Genomic DNA, 18,818 nt, shown 5'->3' on the forward strand with positions numbered 1-18,818 from the left:
AGAAATTAAAAATTGGGAATTAAAAATTAAAAAAACAGAACATCTTTTTAATTTTTAATTGTTTAATTTTTAATGGGAACGCAGTGACATGGCTTCTTTCATTTCTCGGACTGCTCTTTCTATACCTACTAAAGCTGCCCGACTAATTATAGTATGACCAATGTTGAGTTCTTCCATACCTGGAAGGGCAGCTATGGGGTAAACGTTCCAGTATGTGAGTCCATGACCGGCATTCACACGCAAACCAGCTTTAATCGCTTTTTCACAGCCTTGGGCTAATAAAGCTAGTTCTTTTTGGCGAGTTGTTTCATCCTTGGCTTCTGCATATTGTCCTGTATGCAGTTCGATGAATTTCGCTTTGATCTTGACAGATGCCTCAATTTGTGGTGGTTCGGCATCAATAAACAAACTCACGGGAATGCCAGCATTTTGCAATTGATCAACTATTTTTCCTATTCTAGCAATTTGTCCGACAATATTTAAACCACCTTCTGTAGTAATTTCTTCCCGTTTTTCAGGAACTAAGGTGACGTAATCGGGTTTGATGTCTAGGGCTATGGCTAACATTTCTTCGGTGGCTGCCATTTCTAAATTGAGATGGGTTCTCACTGTTTGCCGTAATAGACGCACATCTCGATCTTGAATATGTCTTCTATCTTCGCGCAAATGGGCAGTAATTCCGTCTGCACCTGCGAGTTCTGCTAATATAGCTGCTGCTATGGGATCTGGTTCTACTGTCCGCCGTGCTTGACGAATAGTAGCGATATGGTCAATATTAACACCGAGTGTAGGCACGTCTGGTTTCTCCTGTTGTACTGTTTTCAGATGTTGATTTTAGCGGAAATTAAAAAGACAAAATAAGTATAAATTGCCATAAAAATTATAGATACAGCAGATTGTAGATAGATGAGGTTCACCAACACAATATTAACTACACTTTTTCAGTGAATTCCCTGATTATTTAGTTTCTTAATTTGCGTAAAAATAAAGTATTATCTTAACGTCACACTTACATCCATACGAAAAACCTCAAATATCATTCATATCTAGAAGCTGATTTTCGAGTTACTTGCAAGTATTGTAGCCAAAATAGTTAGAGCTACGCGGCTATATGAAGTAAAAAGTCTAAGCAGGCTTTACTTTTTACTATATCCATGTTTCCATTTCCTGATAATCTTCAGATAATTTCTTTTTCGAGTTATCCAGAATTGTAATATTTGAGACAGGCATCAATGATTTATATCCTTGCTCAAGCAGCATCACCATCGCCAACTACTGATACTGTATCCGCAGCGTTATTAGTTACACCAAATGCGGTGCAGATAGGTGCATTTTTGTCCACATTAGGTTTATGTGCGGGAGTTTCTTTTTTACTTTATATAGGATTATTCTATATCCTGCGATCGCTAGTTCGTAAATGGGAAAAGGATACATTACTACTAATTCTTGGTATTTCCCAAACTCCTCTAACTATCATTTTTATCCTTACCAGTCTTAAATTTTCTCTCCTCCATTTAAATAGTGCTGGAGTCTTCATAGACTGGATTCAAAGGGGGCTTACGGCTTTTCTGATAGGAGCTTTTACTTATTGGTTTACCCAGCTATTTAATGAAGCAGCAGTATCCTCTTTGAAAGCCTATGCGAGGAAAACAGAGGCTGTTTGGGATGATGTTTTAATCCCACTTCTACAAAATTTCATCCCTGTAATTACATATATTATTGGCATCTCTCTATTTTTCACTACACTGGGTGTAGATTTAACAGGAATAGGATTAGCATTAGGTAGTATCACAGTAGTTTTGGGATTAGCTGTCAAAGATATCCTCAGTAACTTCTTTAGTGGTTTAGTTCTATTAGTTGATACACCCTTTAAGTTTGGAGATGTGATCACTACTTCTGATGGTTCATTAGCAATTATCAAACAAATTGGCATTCGGGTGACAAAGTTGTATTTAATTGAACAACATTGTGAACTTTATATGCCTAATGCGGCTTTAGGAAATCAAAGTATTACTAACCTCAGTCGTCCGACTACTCACTATGCTTATACAATTAAAGTAGCAGTAAGAATTGATGCTGATTCAGTTGTAGCTACAAATATTCTCAAAGAAATTGTTGCTGGACATCCCGATACTTTAGCTAATTTTGATGAGAAAATAAAATCATTAGATAGCTTCTATGGTTTGAAAGAAGCTGAGGAAGATAAGCTTTCTAAAAAAGATGCAGGACGTAAACGTATCTCACTGGAGAAAGAAGTAAATCTTCAGTTAAAGAAAATCCACACTGCTTTTGAGGAGTTAATTGCAGAAATTAAACTTCTGGAAAAGGGTGGATTAGATACACAAGAACTGAGAAGTCTTCAAAAAAACTATATAGAGGTATTAAATTTAGTAGGAATGGTTATTCTTACTGAACGCAAGGGTAAAAGACAACGTTCCTGGCTAGAAGAAGAACAAGTATCAATTGGTAAACAAAACCTCATTAGCTTAGTGAGATTTTGGTATGAAACCTGGTTACAAGATCCAGATTTAGTAGCGGAAGACAGCACTATTTTGCCAGATGAATGGGAACAAAAAATTGAAGTCTTAAAAATTAAACTGAATAAATTATTTCAGAAAATTTCTAATCCAGGAGTTGATGAAACTAGGTTAGATGACTACGCAGCAAAATTGTTAGATTGGTTAGAAACTAACTTTAAAGAGTCATCTACTGCTTGGAAAGAACCACAAATTCAAATTACGGATATCCAAGGTTCTTCTATGCAATTTTCTGTGAGGTTCTACATTGATAATATTCAATTAGAACATTGGCGACGTGGGGAAAGAGTAAAAAATGAAGTGCGTCGAGAAATGATTCGGCGCTTGAGACTGGCTCATATCTACACTGGTTAAATAGTCCCAAGGTTAGTAGTCAGGAGTTAGATTTTTGTTTTGAGAACTAATTCCCTGACTACTAACTCAAGGTTAAAGATTTTTACAAAAGTCCGGGTAGATTATAATGTAGAGATTGAGGGCTTGATCAAAAAGGTGATAATCACTCATGACTACCGACAACAATCTAGCCATTGTGGAAGTGGAATGGGAACCCCATGACCCACCTACAGATTTAATATTTGATGATGGTGAACCCTTGGAATCAAATCGTCACCGTATTGCCATGAATGTCCTGATTCGGTCATTGCAGCAGCTTTGGTCTGACCGCAATGATTATTTTACTGGCGGCAATATGTTTATTTACTACAGTAGTACCCAGATTCGCAATCGTGATTTTCGTGGTCCTGATTTTTTTGCTGTTCTCAATGTTGATGGTAATAAATCTAGGCAAGGTTGGGTAGTTTGGGAAGAAAATGGTCGCTATCCTGATGTGATTGTGGAATTAATGTCACCGTCTACAGCAGGAATAGACAAAGGTATTAAGAAAGACCTTTATGAACAGACTTTCCGCACCTCAGATTATTTTGTTTATAACCCATTTGATCCTAATTCTTTACAAGGATGGCATTTAGATGATAACCAACAGTATCAACTGTTAACTCCCAATGAAAATGGTTGGCTTTGGTGTAGACGTTTGGGTTTATGGTTGGGAACTTGGGAAGGAACTATAGATAGGGAAACTGCGATTTGGGTAAGGTTTTATGATGTTGCTGGGAATATAGTTTTGTTACCAGAGGAAGCAGCTAAATTACGGGAGGAAGAAGCTAAATTACGAGAGGAAGCAGCTAAATTACGAGAGGAAGCAGCTAAATTACGAGAGGAAGAAGCTCAGGCAAAAACGGCTAAATTGGCTGCTAGATTAAGAGAATTGGGTGAAGATCCAGATATGTTTTGATATATTTTCTGGAGAATAAATCTAGGTTGGGTTGACATTAAAAAACCCAACATCAAACTTTTTTTAACTTGAAGCACTGGTGTAAAACCGTAATGCAAAGCGCCAAAATCGTGTGGAAATGAAAAACAATAATATAGCCAAAAATACTGTGCCTATTAACCAAGTAAATTGAATTTGACCTAATATTATTTGGGCAGGAACTGTGGTTAAAAAAACAACTGGTACTATGAAGGTAAAGAAAAGGCGGTAAGTAGCTGGGTAGGCGCTAATTGGATATCGGCCAGCTTCTAAAAATCCCTTTAATACTTCTGTCAGATTATATATTTTTACAAACCAAATGCTAGTTGCTCCTAATATGAACCAGAGGCTGTAAAGAATAACTAAACCACAAGCTAAAGGAAGGATACCAAGTAAATATTTGTCAATTCCTAAGCCGAGTTTTTTACCAGCATAGCCAATAATAAGTAACCCAAAGATTAAATCTGGTATTCCCCAAAGAGAAAGGGTATGGATAGATAACCAAAACTGACTACGAATAGGTTTTAATAATACAAAGTCTAAAGTCCCTTCCTGGACATGACGCACAATTCGGTTTAAGTTAGGAGCGAGAAATGTTGCTGAAAAGCCTTGTAGTAAGGTGAAAATTCCTAATATGATTAGGGCTGCGTCCCATGACCAACCTGTAAAGGTGTAACCTGTGCGGTAAAAAAGGAACAAACTGAAAAGACTACCTACCAAATTACCTAAACTACTAACAGCAGCAATGATAAAATTGATACGATATTCCATTTCGGATGCGATCGCTGCACTCCAAAACAATCTTAGCACTTTTAAATATCTTTGCATTTTCCCTCTGTTAACCAATACCTACACAATAAAATAAATTTATCCAAACTTAATATAATTTTTTATTTTTATAAATTTAGGAAGGTTAAGATGTTGGATGCAACATTACCTATAATTATTCATGTAATTAAAAAAGTAACCCTCCATAAATCATAATGAAATCTGCAACTTAAAGTTTATTCTTTAAGTTAGACTATTTTGAATGTATCACTTAAACCAAATTCACCGCAATATATGGCTAAACTTTCTAACGAATTACAACGCTATTTTTTTGATGAAGAAAGACCGGAAAAGGTAAATTTAGCAGATATTTTGTTATTAGCTCAAGAAAGAATTTTTGGGTTTTTGTTGGTGATTTTGTCCCTACCTTCAGCTTTACCAGTTCCTGCACCTGGTTACTCTGTTCCTTTTGGTATTCTAATTTTTATTCTGGCTGCACAGTTAATTGCAGGTGCAAAAACCCCTTGGCTACCTCAAAAGATGCTTAATCATCCTCTGCAACTATCTACGGTTCGGGGATTTTTGAAAGCGGGACTACCTTGGTTGCGAAGAATTGAAGCGATCGCTCGTCCGCGTCTATCTTATATTTGTACCACATTACCAGGTAGAATTACTATTGGTTGTGCGATCGCTCTCATGGCCATTTCGATGATGATTCCTATCCCTGGGACTAACACTTTACCAGCAATGGGTGTTTTTGTTACTGCTTTTGGGTTATCAGAAGATGATGGTGCTATCAGTTTAGGTGGTTTAGTTTTGTGTCTCATGGGAGCAATTTTAACTACCTCTATTCTATTTGCTTTGATGTGGGGTGGTTCTAGTCTTTTGGATATGATCAAAACTTGGTTAGGAAGGTAATTTTATTACTTCCAATTACCAAATGAAACCAAAAGCTGGTAGCGTCAAACAAAGGAAAATATTTTTGTGGATGTTACGACTTGAAAACACGTTCTAATTATTGGCAACTTTTACCCTATATCCGCACCCAGTGGGAAACTATCACTAAGGGTTTTGTGGGGATTTTGGGATATGTACTGGCAACTTTAACCCTGATTAATGTCGCGGGTAAGTTGGCAGTTCCTTTTGGAGATGGTAATGTATTAGCGATCGCTCAATTAACGGGAATTAGTGCTTTAGTATTTCTTGTCAGAGGCTTTTTTCAATCTGTGCAAGATTTATATATGGCCAGGGCAGCTTTAAGGATAGCTTTTTATCTCCGTCAACAGGTTTATACACATTTACAAAAACTCAACCTCAGCTATTTTGAAACTGCTAAAGCTGGGGATTTATCTTATCGTCTTACGGAAGATGTTGATCGGGTTGGGGAAGTTATTAATAAGCTGTTTCATGATTTTGCTCCCTGTGTTTTGCAGCTAATTGCTATTCCCATTTACATGATTTATTTGAATTGGCAACTTACCTTAGCGACGGTAATTGTTGCTCCAATTATGGGAATTTTAATTGGTTGGTTTGGGGAAAGATTACGTAAATATTCTCTCAAAAGTCAAAGTCGTATTTCTGATTTATCTGCTATTTTAACGGAAGTTTTCAGCGGGATTCGGTTAATCCAAGCTTTTGCAGCCGAAAAATATGAAATTGATAGATTTAGTCATGAAGCAGAACGCAGTTTTAAAGCTAAATACTCAACAGAAAGATTAAAGGCTATTCAAATTCCCATTGTGGGTTTTTTAGAAGCTGTGAGTGCCTTATCTTTGCTGATGGTTGGAACTTGGCAAATATCTCAACGCAATTTAACGGTAGGTGAATTTTTTAGTTATTTAACAGCAGCAGCTTTGTTAATTGATCCTATTGGTCATACTACCAATAACTATAATGAATTTAAACAAGGTGAGGCATCGGTTGACCGAGTTTTTGAGTTATTAGCAATTCAACCAACGGTATTAGAAAAAACGAATGCTATTAACCTGCCGGCTGTTAATGGCAAAGTTGAATATTGCAATATCACTTTTGCCTATAAATCAGGAGAACCTGTATTAAATAATATTAGTTTATTAGTAATGCCAGGTCAAGCGATCGCTCTAGTTGGTGCTTCTGGGGCTGGTAAAACTACTTTTGTAAATCTCTTACCTCGATTCTATGATCCTGAAGTTGGGGACATTTTCATAGATGGTGTAAATATCCGAGATGTGACTTTAAATAGTTTAAGAAAACAAATTGGTATTGTTCCTCAAGAAACAATTATGTTTTCAGGAACTATTGCCCAAAATATCGCTTTTGGACAAAAGAATTTTGATATTGAAGCAGTGGAAGCAGCGGCAAAAATTGCCAATGCTCATCAATTTATTCAGCAATTACCAGAAGGTTATCATACTTGGGTCGGTGAGCGGGGTGTGAATTTATCAGGGGGACAAAGACAACGAATTGCGATCGCTCGTGCAGTCCTTCTTAACCCACAAATTTTGATACTTGATGAAGCAACATCGGCGTTAGATTCAGAATCAGAAGCTTTGGTACAAGAGGCTTTAGAGAGATTGATGGAAAAACGCACGGTGTTAATTATTGCCCATAGATTATCAACAGTGCGGAAGTGCGATCGCATTTTGGTTTTGGAAAAAGGGCAAATTGTCGAATCAGGAAATCATGAGGAATTATTAGGTTTAGAGGGGAGATATGCACGGTATTATGCTCAACAGTTTTCTTGACAATTTTTTGATGTTGGGCTGTTAAGCAACTATATTCTGGTAGTTAAGTTACAGTGGTAGTAAAGTTGATTAATGGGAGTACACCTCAAAGATGTCTAATAAACTATATGATAGCGATTTGCAATTATGGATTGAGCAAACAATTCAACAATTACAAAATCGTGAATTTACATCCCTGGATATTGAGAATTTAATTGAGGAGTTAGTTGATTTGGGTAAGTCAGAGAAGAATACACTCAAAAGTAATCTGAAAATATTATTAGCTCACTTACTCAAATTAAAAATTCAGCATGATGTACCCGATACCATGAAAACAAGTTGGTATAGTTCTGTTGTGGAACATCGTCAACGGGTTTTAGATAATCTTGAAGATACTCCATCTCTAAAAAGTTTTTTAATAGAAGCAGTAGAAAAAGCCTATCCTGATGGGCGTAAATTGGCAATTAAGGAGGGTAAATTGGCTAAATTTGGGGTTAGTGTACCGCAAGAGAGTGAATATCCTATAATTTGTCCTTTTGAGATAGAGGAAATTCTAGATGAGGATTTTTATGGGGTATAAAAGCGATATTTTTTGCTATACCTTGATGAAGGATAATTCATGAATTACTTCTACTTTGATTCTGTTTTGAAAAATTCCTGTAACTAAAAACGAAATTTCATATTTTAAATAGAATAAATAAACAAAAAACAGTCGCTGAGAACCGACTTTAGCTATTAGACAGGAAATTTATTTCCTGGATTTTTTATAGAATCAAACGATTTAACTTCATTATTTTACCAAATTAATTCACTACCAATGACAAGAAAAATCTTAACTGGAATCAGTTCTACAGCCTATGAACACCCTTTTGATCGTAAAGCGTTGGCTTCTTTACAAAATATGCCTGGTGTCTCCCCTTTACTTAAAAAAGTAAACGAATATGGTATTGATCGTTTGCTGAGATTACAAAGTCTTGGTAGTGAAATTAGAGTCACACCCCGAAATTTCCCCCAATTATATCAACCATTTTTAGAAGCTTGCCAAGTTCTTGATATTGCTACTGTTCCTGAATTGTATTTATTTCGAGGTACAGGACATATTAAAACCTATATTATTGGCGTAGAAAAAACCATTGTGAGGATTAATCTTGATGGGATGGAATGGTTGAATTATGATGAGTTGTTGTTTATTTTTGGATACGAAATTGCTCGGATTAAAAGTCAGCATATCATTTATCATCAAATGTCAATTGTCATGCCAGCATTAAAAATGTGGTTAAGTAGTACCACTCTAGGAATAGGCGGATTGGTAGCTGGTGGTGTAGAATTGGCATTATATAATTGGGTGATGATGGCAAAGTTTACAGCAGATCGGGCTGGTTTATTAACTTGTCAGGATGTGAATGTCGCCACTACTGCACTAATGAAACTGGCAGGTTTACCGGAAGAGTATTTAACTACTGATGTGATCGAAGATTTCTTAATTCAATCCCGCGAGTTTGCAGCTAATAGTTTTGATAGTCTTGATCAAGTTACAAAAATATTAAGTTATTCAGAATCTAGTCTTTCTTGGTTGGTGATGCGGACTGGTGAATTATTAAAATGGGTTGATTCTGGAGAATATGAACATTTAATTCAAGCAGAGAATCTCAAACCACCGGAAACGGAAGAAAAAGAAGGATGGAATTTTTTGACCTCTTGGTGATGAAAATAAAAGCTAATACGATTGCCTCTAATACTTTGCTATGAGGCAATCGTAATTTTAAGTTTTGCCTAATTTTTCCACAGGGCAATACCACCTAATAACCCGGTGATATTGGGAATTAATTTCACATTTAACGGCAAATTCATATTTATTCGCACTGCTTCCCCACCACCGATATAAAGACAATCACAGTTAAATAATTGTTGCAAAGAAGCGATCGCTTTTTGTAACCGCTTATTCCATTTTTTCTGTCCAATCTTTTCTAAGGTAGCCCGTCCTAACTGTTCTTCATAGCTTTCTCCTTTGCGAAACCGATGATGTCCCATTTCCATGTTAGGAACTAATTTCCCATCTACAAATAAGGCTGAACCAAATCCTGTACCCAAGGTAATTACCAGTTCTACACCTTTACCAGCGATCGCTCCTAATCCCTGCATATCTGCATCATTAATCACTTTGACTGGTTTGTTTAACTGTTCAGAAAGTGTTGTTGCTAAATCAAATCCAATCCAATTAGAATGGAGGTTGACAGCAGTTTCTGTGACTCCACTACGCACTACACCAGGAAAACCAACTGATACCCGATGATATTCACCTTGAGCGGCTGCTAAGACGACAATAGTATTAATTACTACTTCTGGTGTCGCGGGTTGGGGTGTTTCTAATCTGCCTCTTTCGGTTAAAGGTTTGCCCGTAATATCTAACACCATTGCTTTGACACCACTACCGCCAATATCTACAGACAGGGTACGAATAGATCCGTTATCTTCTAACATTAATTTTTCTCTTTTGCTGCAACTTCTTTGGTTATTATGCGTTGTTAAATTACTATTAGCAGGATATGTTTTAATAGTTTTTATATTACTCAAGTTGCTTGTTATTAATGCTGCTGACTTTTATTATATGTAGGTATGTTATACAGGATAATTTTTAGTTGTGACACATTTTATCTCATCTAACTAGCAATTTAACTTTTCAATGTATATTCAGTCGCTAAAAAGACTTAGCATGAGTTATTATACCTGTACTACATTTAAAAATCTTACCTATTGCCTTCAATTCTTAGTTTCTGTATTGGATATGAATAAAAGAGGTAAAATTGCTAAAATCATTAGACTTTAAAAGTTTTTTATCAGTATGATAGAAGAAATTGACTAGATACTTCAATAATTATGTTAATAAGATTTACAGTAGAAAATTTCTTATCCTTTAACCAAAGGATAGACTTTAATATGATTGCTTCAGATGATCCGCATCATAGTCATCATGTAGTTGCAGGTGATTCTCAGGAGTCAATAAGATTATTGAGAACATCTATTATTTATGGTGCTAATGCTTCTGGCAAATCTAACTTAATTAAAGCCATGAAATTCGCCAGAGATTTTATTGTAGATGGTGTTGAAAAAAATAAAAACATAAATATAAATAATTTTAAACTCGATAAAACTTGTTATACAAAACCATCTAGGTTTGAGTTTGAGTTTAGAATGAATGATAAACAGTATGCTTATGGTTTTGTAGTTGATAAACATAAAATTCATGAAGAATGGTTATTTGAAATTGGTATAAATACAGAAATTTCGATTTATGAAAGAAGGGCAAAAGATTTTGATTTCCATAATTTTAATCACGAGGTTTTTTTGAATATTTCTGAAGATGAAAAAAATAGGATTCGCTATGAAGCAATAGGTACAAGAGAAAATTTATTGTTTTTGACTAATTCACAAGAACGTGAAATCAAACAAATAGAATCTATATATGAATGGTTTAATGATGTTTTAACAATTATTTTTCCTAATTCTAAACCTCTTCTACCTTTTTTCAGTCAATCAGTTCAAAATTCTTTGAGCAAGTTTTTAGAATCATTAGATTTAGGAATTAAAAAACTTAGTATTGCCACAATTGATTTAGATGAATATCAACAAATACCCACAGAAATCAAAGAAGATATCAAAAAGAATTTTCCTGATGAAGAAGGAGAAGTAAATGCAATATTTATACCTAGCTTGCAATGTATTATCTCTCAAGCAAAAGACGAAACTGATAAATTAACAGTTCTCAATTTATCACCAGTAAGATTTGATAAAGAAAATAGTGAAGTTAAGTTTGAAATATCAGAAGAATCAGATGGGACACAAAGGCTAATAGATTTATTTCCCATGCTGATACATTTAGCGCGTGGAAATGCTGTTTATGTAATAGATGAAATTGAAAGAAGTTTACATTCTTTACTGATGAAGAAACTATTTGATTATTTTTTAAATAATCCTGAAAACCGAAATTTAAACAGTCAGTTAATTGCTACTACTCATGAAGTTTATTTACTAGATATCAAAGATATTTTTAGAAAAGATGAAATCTGGTTTGTAGAAAAAGATAAATATGGACAATCTATACTTTATTCTTTAGCTAATACAGACGTTGACAATTTAGATTTAGCTGTTGGATATCTTAATGGAAGATTTGGAGCAATACCTTTTATTAAAGATTTAAAATTAATGGGATGGAGAGAGAAAAAATAACATGGGAAGACAAAGAAATACAGATTATCAAGGTAGATCAAGTTATATTGCTGGTAAGTGCGGTGAAGATGGAAAATGGAAGCTATATATAATAGCTGCGGAAGGAGATAAAACTGAATATCAATATTTTAATGCCTTAACAACTAAATATGAAGAGGATTTTCGGATTGGTAATATTCATGTAGAGTATATAGATAGAGAAGAAGAAAATGCTTGTAACTCAGATCCTCGGTATGTATATCAAACTTTACTTCAATTTTCACAAGAATTAGAGAAAAAGTATAATCTTACAGAATATGATGAATTATGGATTATCATAGATACTGACGATTATAATAACCGAAAGCAAACTATTTCTGATATAGCAAAAAAGTGTTATGAAAATCCTATATATAAATTATGTATTAGTAATCCCTGTTTTGAAATCTGGTTAATTCTCCACTTTTTTGATTTAGAAACAAATTTACAAAATGCAGGAATTTTAGAAATTACTGAATTTATTAGTTTAAAAAATTATATTCAAAATCAATATATCAAAAAAAGGCCAGGAATTTGTAAAAAAATATGGAATATGATTCACCAAAGTAAGAAACAACCATCTTTTACAAAAATTATTGAATATATACCAGAAGCAATTTCTAGATCAAAAATGCTTGATGAGTTGAATATAAATGATCCAGATTATCCAGAACATAAAATTGGTACTGAAGTTTATAAGTTAGTGGATAAACTGATAAAACTTTCTATAAATTTAGAAATTTAAGGAATTGCTATAGTAGCTATTAAGCGTTAGTTATTGGAGGAGGTGCGTAGTTTTCACATTACTGAAACTAACAGAAGTAGGTTATAGTACATTCGGTAGATAAGCGATCGCTTGATTCTAGAATAATTTTTTGATTAGCACCAATTTTATCTAAATTTGTTAATGTAAGAATAGTGTAAATATTGCTAATGTTAGCGTGCTTTTCTATTAAAACTATTATTTGAGCAAAAATTATGACAACCTTTAACTCTAATAGCCTGCGTTCTTACAGTCAAGAAGATGTACAGCAAATTCTCCACTTAGCGATCGCTCGTCAAGTTGATGATAATGATCAAGAATTTTCTTATCAACAGATATTGGAAATTGCCACAGAGTTACAAATATCACCCGCTACTCTGCAACAAGCGGAACGGGATTGGTTAGTGAAACAAAGTGAAGTGGAACAGCGGAAAGCTTTTAATCTTTATCGTCAAAGTAAATTTAAAAAACGTTTAGGAAATTACGCAATTATTAATATTTTTTTCCTAGCGATGGATTCCATTAGTGGCGGTCTTTCTTGGTCACTTTACATCTTACTCGCTTGCGGACTAGCCATATGTTTAGATATTTGGAATACTTTTCAAACGAAAGGTGAAGATTACGAAATTGCTTTTCAAAACTGGAATCGTAAACATCAAATCAAAAAAACAATTAATACAGTTTTAAATAAATGGTTTAAGGTCTTTAGTCCTTAAACCTAAGAAAAGTCAGAAAGAAAAGAAAAAACTCATGTTTAAAAACATCTTTTTTTGACTAAGCTTTAAACTAGTGCAAACCAGTGTTTCTTATCTGTTCCCTGTTCCCTTGTATTTTTAGCTACTAGAACCAGAAGTGGCTAATTCTGCTAAACGTTCTTGTTGATCTTGGGATATACAAGATTGGATCACCGTTTCTAGATCACCTTCAAGAACAGGGTTTAGAGTATAGTTTTGACTTAACCGGTGGTCAGTTACGCGACTATCTTTATAATTGTAAGTGCGAATTTTTTCGGAACGAGAACCTGTCCCAACTTGCGATCGCCTCATCGAAGTCACAGCTTCCTGTTGTTCTCGCAACTTCATTTCATACAACTTAGCCCGGAGAATTTGCATCGCCCGTTCTTTATTCTGCAACTGGCTCCGCTCTTCTGTACAGAAAATCCGAATACCAGTAGGTTTGTGGAACAAATCAGCGGCTGTTTCCACCTTATTCACGTTTTGTCCACCCGCACCACCAGAACGCGCTGTACTCATTTCTATATCTTTCGGGTCAATATGAATTTCCACATCATCCACCTCTGGCATAATTGCTATAGTAGCCGTAGAAGTGTGAACCCTTCCCCCAGATTCCGTTGCTGGTACGCGCTGTACACGATGTACACCAGATTCAAACTTCAGCTTACTGTAAACACTATCACCTTGAATTTCTAGAATTACTTCTTTGAACCCGCCCATTTCCCCTAATGACTCGCTGACTAGCTTCACTTTCCAACCTTGGACATCAGCGTAACGAGAATACATCCGTAGCAAATCCCCAGCCCAGATACTGGCTTCATCGCCACCAGTACCAGCGCGAATTTCCAACATAATGTTTTTATCATCGTTGGGGTCACGAGGAAGCAGCAATACCTTTAACCGACTTTCCAAATATTCCAGCTTTTCTTCGAGTTCGCTAACTTCCAATGCTGCCATTTGATGCAACTCTAGATCGCTATTCGACTCTTTGAGTACCTGACGCGCCCCGATTAATTCCTCCTGGGCTGTTTTCCAAGTTTCATAGGTATTAACTACCTCTTCCAAAGAAGAACGAGACTTGGCAATTTTTTGATACTCATCAGGATTACTAGCAGTATCAGGATCAGCTAACCGCCGTGTTAATTCATGAAAAGTTTGTTCAACAGATTTAAGTTTCTCCAGTAAGTATGATTCTGCCATGATGACTAAAAATGCTCCTTCAAAATAACAAGTTGGCTCAAGCATTAAATGACAAGCGACCCAGCACTAAGCAGGGTCGTCTATGGCTTACGCCATGTACTCACTTCAACAGCTACAGCCAACCAGCTACTTTTGATTCTCTTCGCCAGTTTGAGTGCTGGACATACCATATTTGCGGAGGAAGCGTTCCACACGACCCTCAGTATCAATCATTTTCTGAGTACCAGTGTAAAAGGGGTGATTTCCAGACCAAACATCTACGTGAAGTTCGGGCTTAGTAGCACCAATGGTCATAATAACTTGACCATTACAGTACACTTTAGCGTCTGGATACCATTTGGGATGAATATCAGGTTTAGCCATTGTTTTTTTGTGGGGAATCTATTTTATAAATTATAACTGGGACTAAAAGCTAGGATTAATAGGTGGCAGGTGACAGATGACAAATAGAATCTTCATTTTTGACTCCTGACTCCTGACTCCTATCTTAGCGTTTCGAGTATTGAGGAGCTTTGCGGGCTTTGTGCAAACCGTATTTCTTCCGTTCTTTAGCTCGTGGGTCACGAGTTAAATAGCCTTCAGTTTTCAGCGGTGAACGGTTATCTGGGTCAAGTTGACACAAAGCGCGGGCAACTCCTAGACGAATAGAATCGGCTTGTCCAGTTAAGCCACCACCTTCGGCTTTCACCAAGATGTCATATTCGCTTTCTAAGCCTAATGTTTCTAAAGGTGCTTTAATAGCTCCTAAGTAGTTAGGATTGAATTGGAAGTATAAGTCTCCATCTTTGCCGTTAACAGTCATTTTCCCTTCACCGGGAACTAGACGAACTCTGGCAACTGAGCATTTACGGCGACCAGTACCCCAGTAAACGGCACGACCGCTAGTAATTTCTGCTACCTGCATTAATTTTCTCCAGGAATTGTATTAATTGTGATTTCTTTGGGTTGTTGTGCTGCATGAGGATGGGTTGGTCCTGCATACACTTTCAGTTTTGTAAATAACTGTTTACCGAGACTATTCTTAGGTAACATACCTTTGATAGCGTGTTCAATAATTCTTTCTGGTAATCGCTGTTGTAACTTAGCGAAGGTTTCTGTTTTCATCCCACCAGGACGACCAGAATGGCGACGGTAAAGTTTTTGTGTCCGCTTTTTACCTGTAACTGCCACTTTCTCAGCATTGATAATAATGACAAAATCCCCAGTATCTAAATGGGGAGTATATTCAGCTTTTTTTTTGCCTCGGAGAATCATGGCGACTTCGGTAGCAAGACGACCCAGACGTTTGTCTGTAGCGTCTACTAAGTACCAATCGCGCTCAAGAGTTGCTTGAGGGGGAAGGTAGGTTTTAGTCATTGTTTTTGTCCTTTGTCAGTCCCTTATGAGAATTCAAAATTTAAGCCGGTAGCATCATGATCTTAATCACATCAATCATGAAAATCATCGTTCAGTTGTTATTATTTATGACCCATAATTAAGTATGGTTGGGTGTCATACCAAATTTTTGGCGGTAGAGGAAAATCGTCATAGCCGACTCTCAACAAGCATAACCCGTGAGCAGGTGCAGAATATTTCACTTCTTCCCGGCGTTCTTGTTGCCAGATGTCGGTGAAGTTATCTAGCGACCGTTCTCCAGAACCAACTTGTACTACCATGCCTATTAATAGTCGCACCATGCCGTATAAAAATCCATTTGCCTGAATTTCAATATGGATGAATGATCCACTGCGATGACATTCTACTGCTTGCACTTCTACCCAAGAATGCGATCGCGCTGAACCAGCGCGATGAAAAGCAGATAAATGGTGTTTACCCACTAAAGGTTTCAAGGCAGATGCAATTAAGGTTTCATCCAAGGGTGCGTAATAATAATGCCAACTAAAAGGTTTCACGAACAAGTTTGGTAAATCTTCAGTGTAGATTGTGTAGCGATATCGTCGGTAAATTGCGCTAAACCGCGCGTGCCAACTTTCAGTTACACCTACTGAAGCCCTGATCAACACATCCGGGGGCAAATAGCCATTGAGAACTTTTGCCCACCTGTGAGCAGGAATTAAACTTGTAGATTGAAAATGAGCTACCTGAGCAGCAGCATGAACTCCTGAATCAGTTCTACCTGCTCCATGGAGTGTCACATGATACCCTAGAACAGTGGCTATAGCTGTTTCTATCTCTTCTTGAACAGTGCGCTGTCCTTTTTGTCTTTGCCAGCCATGAAAATGAGTACCTAAATACTGAATGACTAAGGCTACTCGCTGAGTGGATTTCTGCTGGCTGCTTTCTAACATACTTGTTTAGTCAGTGGTCAGTAGTTAGTGGTCAGTTTTCAGTGGTTATTCTCCCCTGTTCCCTGTTCCCTCTTCCCAATGACTTTAAACTAGTTCGATAATAGCCATCTCAGCTTTATCACCCCGACGGGGTACAGTATGCAGAATGCGTGTGTAACCACCTTGACGGTTAGCATATCGAGTAGGAGCTTGCTCGAATAGTGCATGAACTAGAGTTTTGTCGTAGATATAACCTAGTGCTTGACGACGTGCTGATAAAGAGCCGTCTTTGGCTAGGGTAATCATTTTATCTACTTTACTGCGGACAACTTTAGCTCTGATTAAAGTTGTAGTAATTCGACCATGACGTACCAATTCTGTTGTCAAGGCTCTGAGGAGAGCGCGACGTTGGTCGGCTGGTTTACTAAGTTGTTTGACTCGGCAACGATGACGCATAACAAGGCACTAATGAATTATTAATGGTTTTGCTTTAGCTACTTTTAGAGCTTCTCTCTTGAGGTAAGGTAATACCTAGACGACGCTGTAAAGCTTCTACTACTTCTTCGGCTGACTTTTGACCAAAGTTTTTTATTTCTAAAAGGTCTTCTTGGGTGTAATCCAATAAGTCTGCTACGGAGTTTACTTGTGCGCGTTTGAGACAATTATAAGCTCTTACAGACAACTGTAACTCTTCAATTGGAATTTGAGCGGTGGGATCATCGGGGATATCTGAACCTGTATCCGTTGGTTCAAGGGAGATATCTTTTAATGGGTTGAATAAATCTACCAAAATTCCCGCTGCTGATGATAGTGCCTCTTGAGGAGAGATACTGCCATTTGTCCATACTTCCAACAGTAGTCGGTCTTTTAAAGAGCCATCGCCACGGGCTTCTTCTACACTATAATTGACTTTCCGCACTGGCATAAACACTGAGTCAATTTGGAGAAAATCCAAAGATGTGGCTTCTTCTCTGCCTCGTTCTACAGTGCGGTAGCCTTTGCCTCTCTCTATCCGAAATTCCATTTCCAGTTTTCCACCTTCAGCGATGGTGGCGATATACTGGGTCGGATCAATCACTTCGACTTCACTGGGTAAATCAAAATGAGCTACAGTAACTGTTGCCGGTCCGTTAACGAGTAACCGACCAATTTGGGGTTGAGAAGAATAGCTCTTGAGAATGACATCCTTCATTCGCATCAGGATTTCCAGTACGTCTTCCCGCACGCCTGGAACTGTGGCAAACTCATGACTAACACCAGCAATTCTGACTGCTGTAACTGATGTTCCTTCTAAATTAGAAAGTAAAACCCGCCGCAACGCGTTACCAACAGTTGTTCCTTGACCACGCTCTAGGGGTTCGAGAACAAACTTGCTATAATAGCTCCGACTTTCTTCAGCATTAGACTCTACACATTCAATTTGAAACTGCGCCACGGAGTAGCCTCCCTTGTTAAGGTGCTGCTAGAAGACAAATTAATTGCCTCTCGAATTTTCTTGTTTGAATGCTCTGAAGTTTCTATTGAGGTTGAACTTAAGAGTTAACAAATAGTTAATCAATTTGAAGACCTCAATTTAGCCGACAGGCATTGTATTTTGGTTTTGACAAAGTATGGCTTGCGCCAAGTTGTGATATTAACAGCTTTTCTGAGGGGAAAAACTGGCAAGCTATTCACTAGCCTATATAGCCGAACTCATTTACCCCATGCGTCTAAACTTGACAGGTATTCGCCTGGGGCAACAGTTCAAATGTACAAGCCACAGGCGGCGTTGCTAATCATTTTCCAAAGCTGTATTTTTTCAGCTTAGGGTGCGTTATGCTACGGTAATACACTGTTTAACAGGTTTTTTTAAACTCGACGGCGCTTGGGTGGACGGCAACCGTTGTGAGGAATTGGGGTAATATCCCGAATGAGTGTAATTTCCAGTCCTGCACCTTGGAGGGCGCGAATTGCAGTTTCTCTACCTGCACCTGGTCCACTTACCATAACTTCGATTTGCCGCATTCCTTGATCTGTGGCTCGTCTAGCTGCGCTTTCGGCAGCGGTTTGTGCGGCAAAGGGAGTTCCCTTTTTTGCGCCTTTAAATCCACTAGAACCAGCGCTTGCCCAGGAGATGACATCTCCATTTTGATCGGTAATTGTGACAATGCTATTGTTGAAAGTAGACTGAATGTAGGCAACCCCGTTGGGGACGTTCCGTTTCTGCTTTTTGCTCCCGGATTTTTTAGTTGGTTGTCTGGCCATCTTTGTTTAGTGAATTTAAGGGACAACTTGCTGCTATAGACAAGTTTAA

20 protein-coding genes are annotated in these 18,818 nt (G+C 37.2%); 9 read left to right on the forward strand and 11 right to left on the reverse strand.

Going from position 1 to position 18,818, the window contains the following annotated elements; all coding sequences use genetic code 11:
* Positions 1-69 precede the first annotated feature (69 nt).
* A complete protein-coding gene (locus FJR04_RS15560; protein ID WP_168496337.1) occupies positions 70-795 on the reverse strand; it encodes a pyridoxine 5'-phosphate synthase in 726 nt (241 codons plus the stop codon).
* A gap of 437 nt (positions 796-1,232) precedes the next feature.
* Between FJR04_RS15560 and FJR04_RS15565 the strand changes: the two genes are divergently transcribed.
* Positions 1,233-2,891 carry a mechanosensitive ion channel family protein gene (locus FJR04_RS15565; protein ID WP_168496339.1) on the forward strand — a complete coding sequence of 553 codons (1,659 nt, stop codon included), beginning with the start codon at positions 1,233-1,235 and terminating at the stop codon, positions 2,889-2,891.
* A 148-nt stretch (positions 2,892-3,039) separates the two neighbouring features.
* The gene (locus tag FJR04_RS15570; protein WP_168496341.1) at positions 3,040-3,828 is read left to right on the forward strand and encodes a Uma2 family endonuclease; all 789 of its coding nucleotides are present in this window, start codon (positions 3,040-3,042) and stop codon (positions 3,826-3,828) included.
* A gap of 63 nt (positions 3,829-3,891) precedes the next feature.
* On the opposite strand, the gene FJR04_RS15575 is transcribed toward FJR04_RS15570, so the two are convergent.
* Positions 3,892-4,674: an ABC transporter permease gene (locus FJR04_RS15575; RefSeq protein ID WP_168496343.1), complete on the reverse strand. Its 783-nt coding sequence runs from the start codon at positions 4,672-4,674 to the stop codon at positions 3,892-3,894.
* Positions 4,675-4,908: 234 nt separating this feature from the next.
* Here FJR04_RS15575 and FJR04_RS15580 point away from each other — a divergent pair, with 234 nt between their 5' ends.
* The 4 genes from FJR04_RS15580 (at position 4,909) to FJR04_RS15595 (ending at position 9,021) form a co-directional block, all read left to right on the forward strand.
* Positions 4,909-5,532 (forward strand): exopolysaccharide biosynthesis protein, encoded by a 624-nt coding sequence (locus FJR04_RS15580; protein WP_168496345.1) that lies wholly within the window; start codon positions 4,909-4,911, stop codon positions 5,530-5,532.
* Positions 5,533-5,612: 80 nt separating this feature from the next.
* A complete protein-coding gene (locus tag FJR04_RS15585) occupies positions 5,613-7,337 on the forward strand; it encodes an ABC transporter ATP-binding protein (RefSeq protein ID WP_168496347.1) in 1,725 nt (574 codons plus the stop codon).
* 91 nt (positions 7,338-7,428) lie between these two features.
* Complete coding sequence (locus FJR04_RS15590) at positions 7,429-7,896, forward strand: DUF29 domain-containing protein (protein WP_168496349.1); 468 nt, start codon at positions 7,429-7,431, stop codon at positions 7,894-7,896.
* A 237-nt stretch (positions 7,897-8,133) separates the two neighbouring features.
* The gene (locus tag FJR04_RS15595; RefSeq protein ID WP_168496351.1) at positions 8,134-9,021 is read left to right on the forward strand and encodes a M48 family metallopeptidase; all 888 of its coding nucleotides are present in this window, start codon (positions 8,134-8,136) and stop codon (positions 9,019-9,021) included.
* Between the two features lie 68 nt (positions 9,022-9,089).
* Here FJR04_RS15595 and FJR04_RS15600 read toward each other — a convergent pair whose 3' ends face one another.
* Entirely contained in the window at positions 9,090-9,797 is a 708-nt protein-coding gene (locus FJR04_RS15600; RefSeq protein WP_168496353.1) for an ROK family protein, read from the reverse strand.
* A 456-nt stretch (positions 9,798-10,253) separates the two neighbouring features.
* Between FJR04_RS15600 and FJR04_RS15605 the strand changes: the two genes are divergently transcribed.
* From FJR04_RS15605 to FJR04_RS15615, 3 genes are all read left to right on the forward strand, one after another.
* Positions 10,254-11,543, forward strand: coding sequence for an ATP/GTP-binding protein (locus tag FJR04_RS15605; RefSeq protein WP_168496355.1), 1,290 nt, complete (start codon positions 10,254-10,256; stop codon positions 11,541-11,543).
* Between the two features lies 1 nt (position 11,544).
* Positions 11,545-12,306, forward strand: coding sequence for an RloB family protein (locus FJR04_RS15610; RefSeq protein ID WP_168496357.1), 762 nt, complete (start codon positions 11,545-11,547; stop codon positions 12,304-12,306).
* A gap of 233 nt (positions 12,307-12,539) precedes the next feature.
* Positions 12,540-13,040, forward strand: a complete 501-nt coding sequence (locus tag FJR04_RS15615) for a 2TM domain-containing protein (protein ID WP_168496359.1) — start codon at positions 12,540-12,542, stop codon at positions 13,038-13,040.
* A 117-nt stretch (positions 13,041-13,157) separates the two neighbouring features.
* On the opposite strand, the gene prfA is transcribed toward FJR04_RS15615, so the two are convergent.
* The 8 genes from prfA to rpsK all read right to left on the reverse strand — a co-directional run bounded on the left by prfA (position 13,158) and on the right by rpsK (position 18,769).
* On the reverse strand, positions 13,158-14,258 hold the full coding sequence (gene prfA, locus FJR04_RS15620; protein ID WP_168496361.1) for a peptide chain release factor 1: 1,101 nt from the start codon (positions 14,256-14,258) through the stop codon (positions 13,158-13,160).
* A 126-nt stretch (positions 14,259-14,384) separates the two neighbouring features.
* Positions 14,385-14,621: a 50S ribosomal protein L31 gene (rpmE, locus tag FJR04_RS15625; protein ID WP_168496363.1), complete on the reverse strand. Its 237-nt coding sequence runs from the start codon at positions 14,619-14,621 to the stop codon at positions 14,385-14,387.
* Positions 14,622-14,745: 124 nt separating this feature from the next.
* Positions 14,746-15,162, reverse strand: coding sequence for a 30S ribosomal protein S9 (rpsI, locus tag FJR04_RS15630; protein WP_168496365.1), 417 nt, complete (start codon positions 15,160-15,162; stop codon positions 14,746-14,748).
* Complete coding sequence (gene rplM, locus FJR04_RS15635) at positions 15,162-15,614, reverse strand: 50S ribosomal protein L13 (protein ID WP_168496367.1); 453 nt, start codon at positions 15,612-15,614, stop codon at positions 15,162-15,164. The genes rpsI and rplM overlap by 1 nt, the downstream gene beginning before the upstream one ends.
* A gap of 101 nt (positions 15,615-15,715) precedes the next feature.
* Positions 15,716-16,546: a tRNA pseudouridine(38-40) synthase TruA gene (gene truA, locus FJR04_RS15640; protein WP_168496369.1), complete on the reverse strand. Its 831-nt coding sequence runs from the start codon at positions 16,544-16,546 to the stop codon at positions 15,716-15,718.
* A gap of 84 nt (positions 16,547-16,630) precedes the next feature.
* The gene (rplQ, locus tag FJR04_RS15645) at positions 16,631-16,981 is read right to left on the reverse strand and encodes a 50S ribosomal protein L17 (RefSeq protein WP_168496371.1); all 351 of its coding nucleotides are present in this window, start codon (positions 16,979-16,981) and stop codon (positions 16,631-16,633) included.
* A gap of 34 nt (positions 16,982-17,015) precedes the next feature.
* Positions 17,016-17,960, reverse strand: coding sequence for a DNA-directed RNA polymerase subunit alpha (locus FJR04_RS15650; RefSeq protein ID WP_168496374.1), 945 nt, complete (start codon positions 17,958-17,960; stop codon positions 17,016-17,018).
* Positions 17,961-18,373: 413 nt separating this feature from the next.
* Positions 18,374-18,769 carry a 30S ribosomal protein S11 gene (gene rpsK / locus FJR04_RS15655; protein ID WP_015079191.1) on the reverse strand — a complete coding sequence of 132 codons (396 nt, stop codon included), beginning with the start codon at positions 18,767-18,769 and terminating at the stop codon, positions 18,374-18,376.
* Positions 18,770-18,818 lie beyond the last annotated feature (49 nt).

This window comes from Anabaena sp. UHCC 0204 (assembly GCF_009711975.1).
In the GTDB taxonomy this organism is placed as follows: Bacteria; Cyanobacteriota; Cyanobacteriia; order Cyanobacteriales; family Nostocaceae; genus Dolichospermum.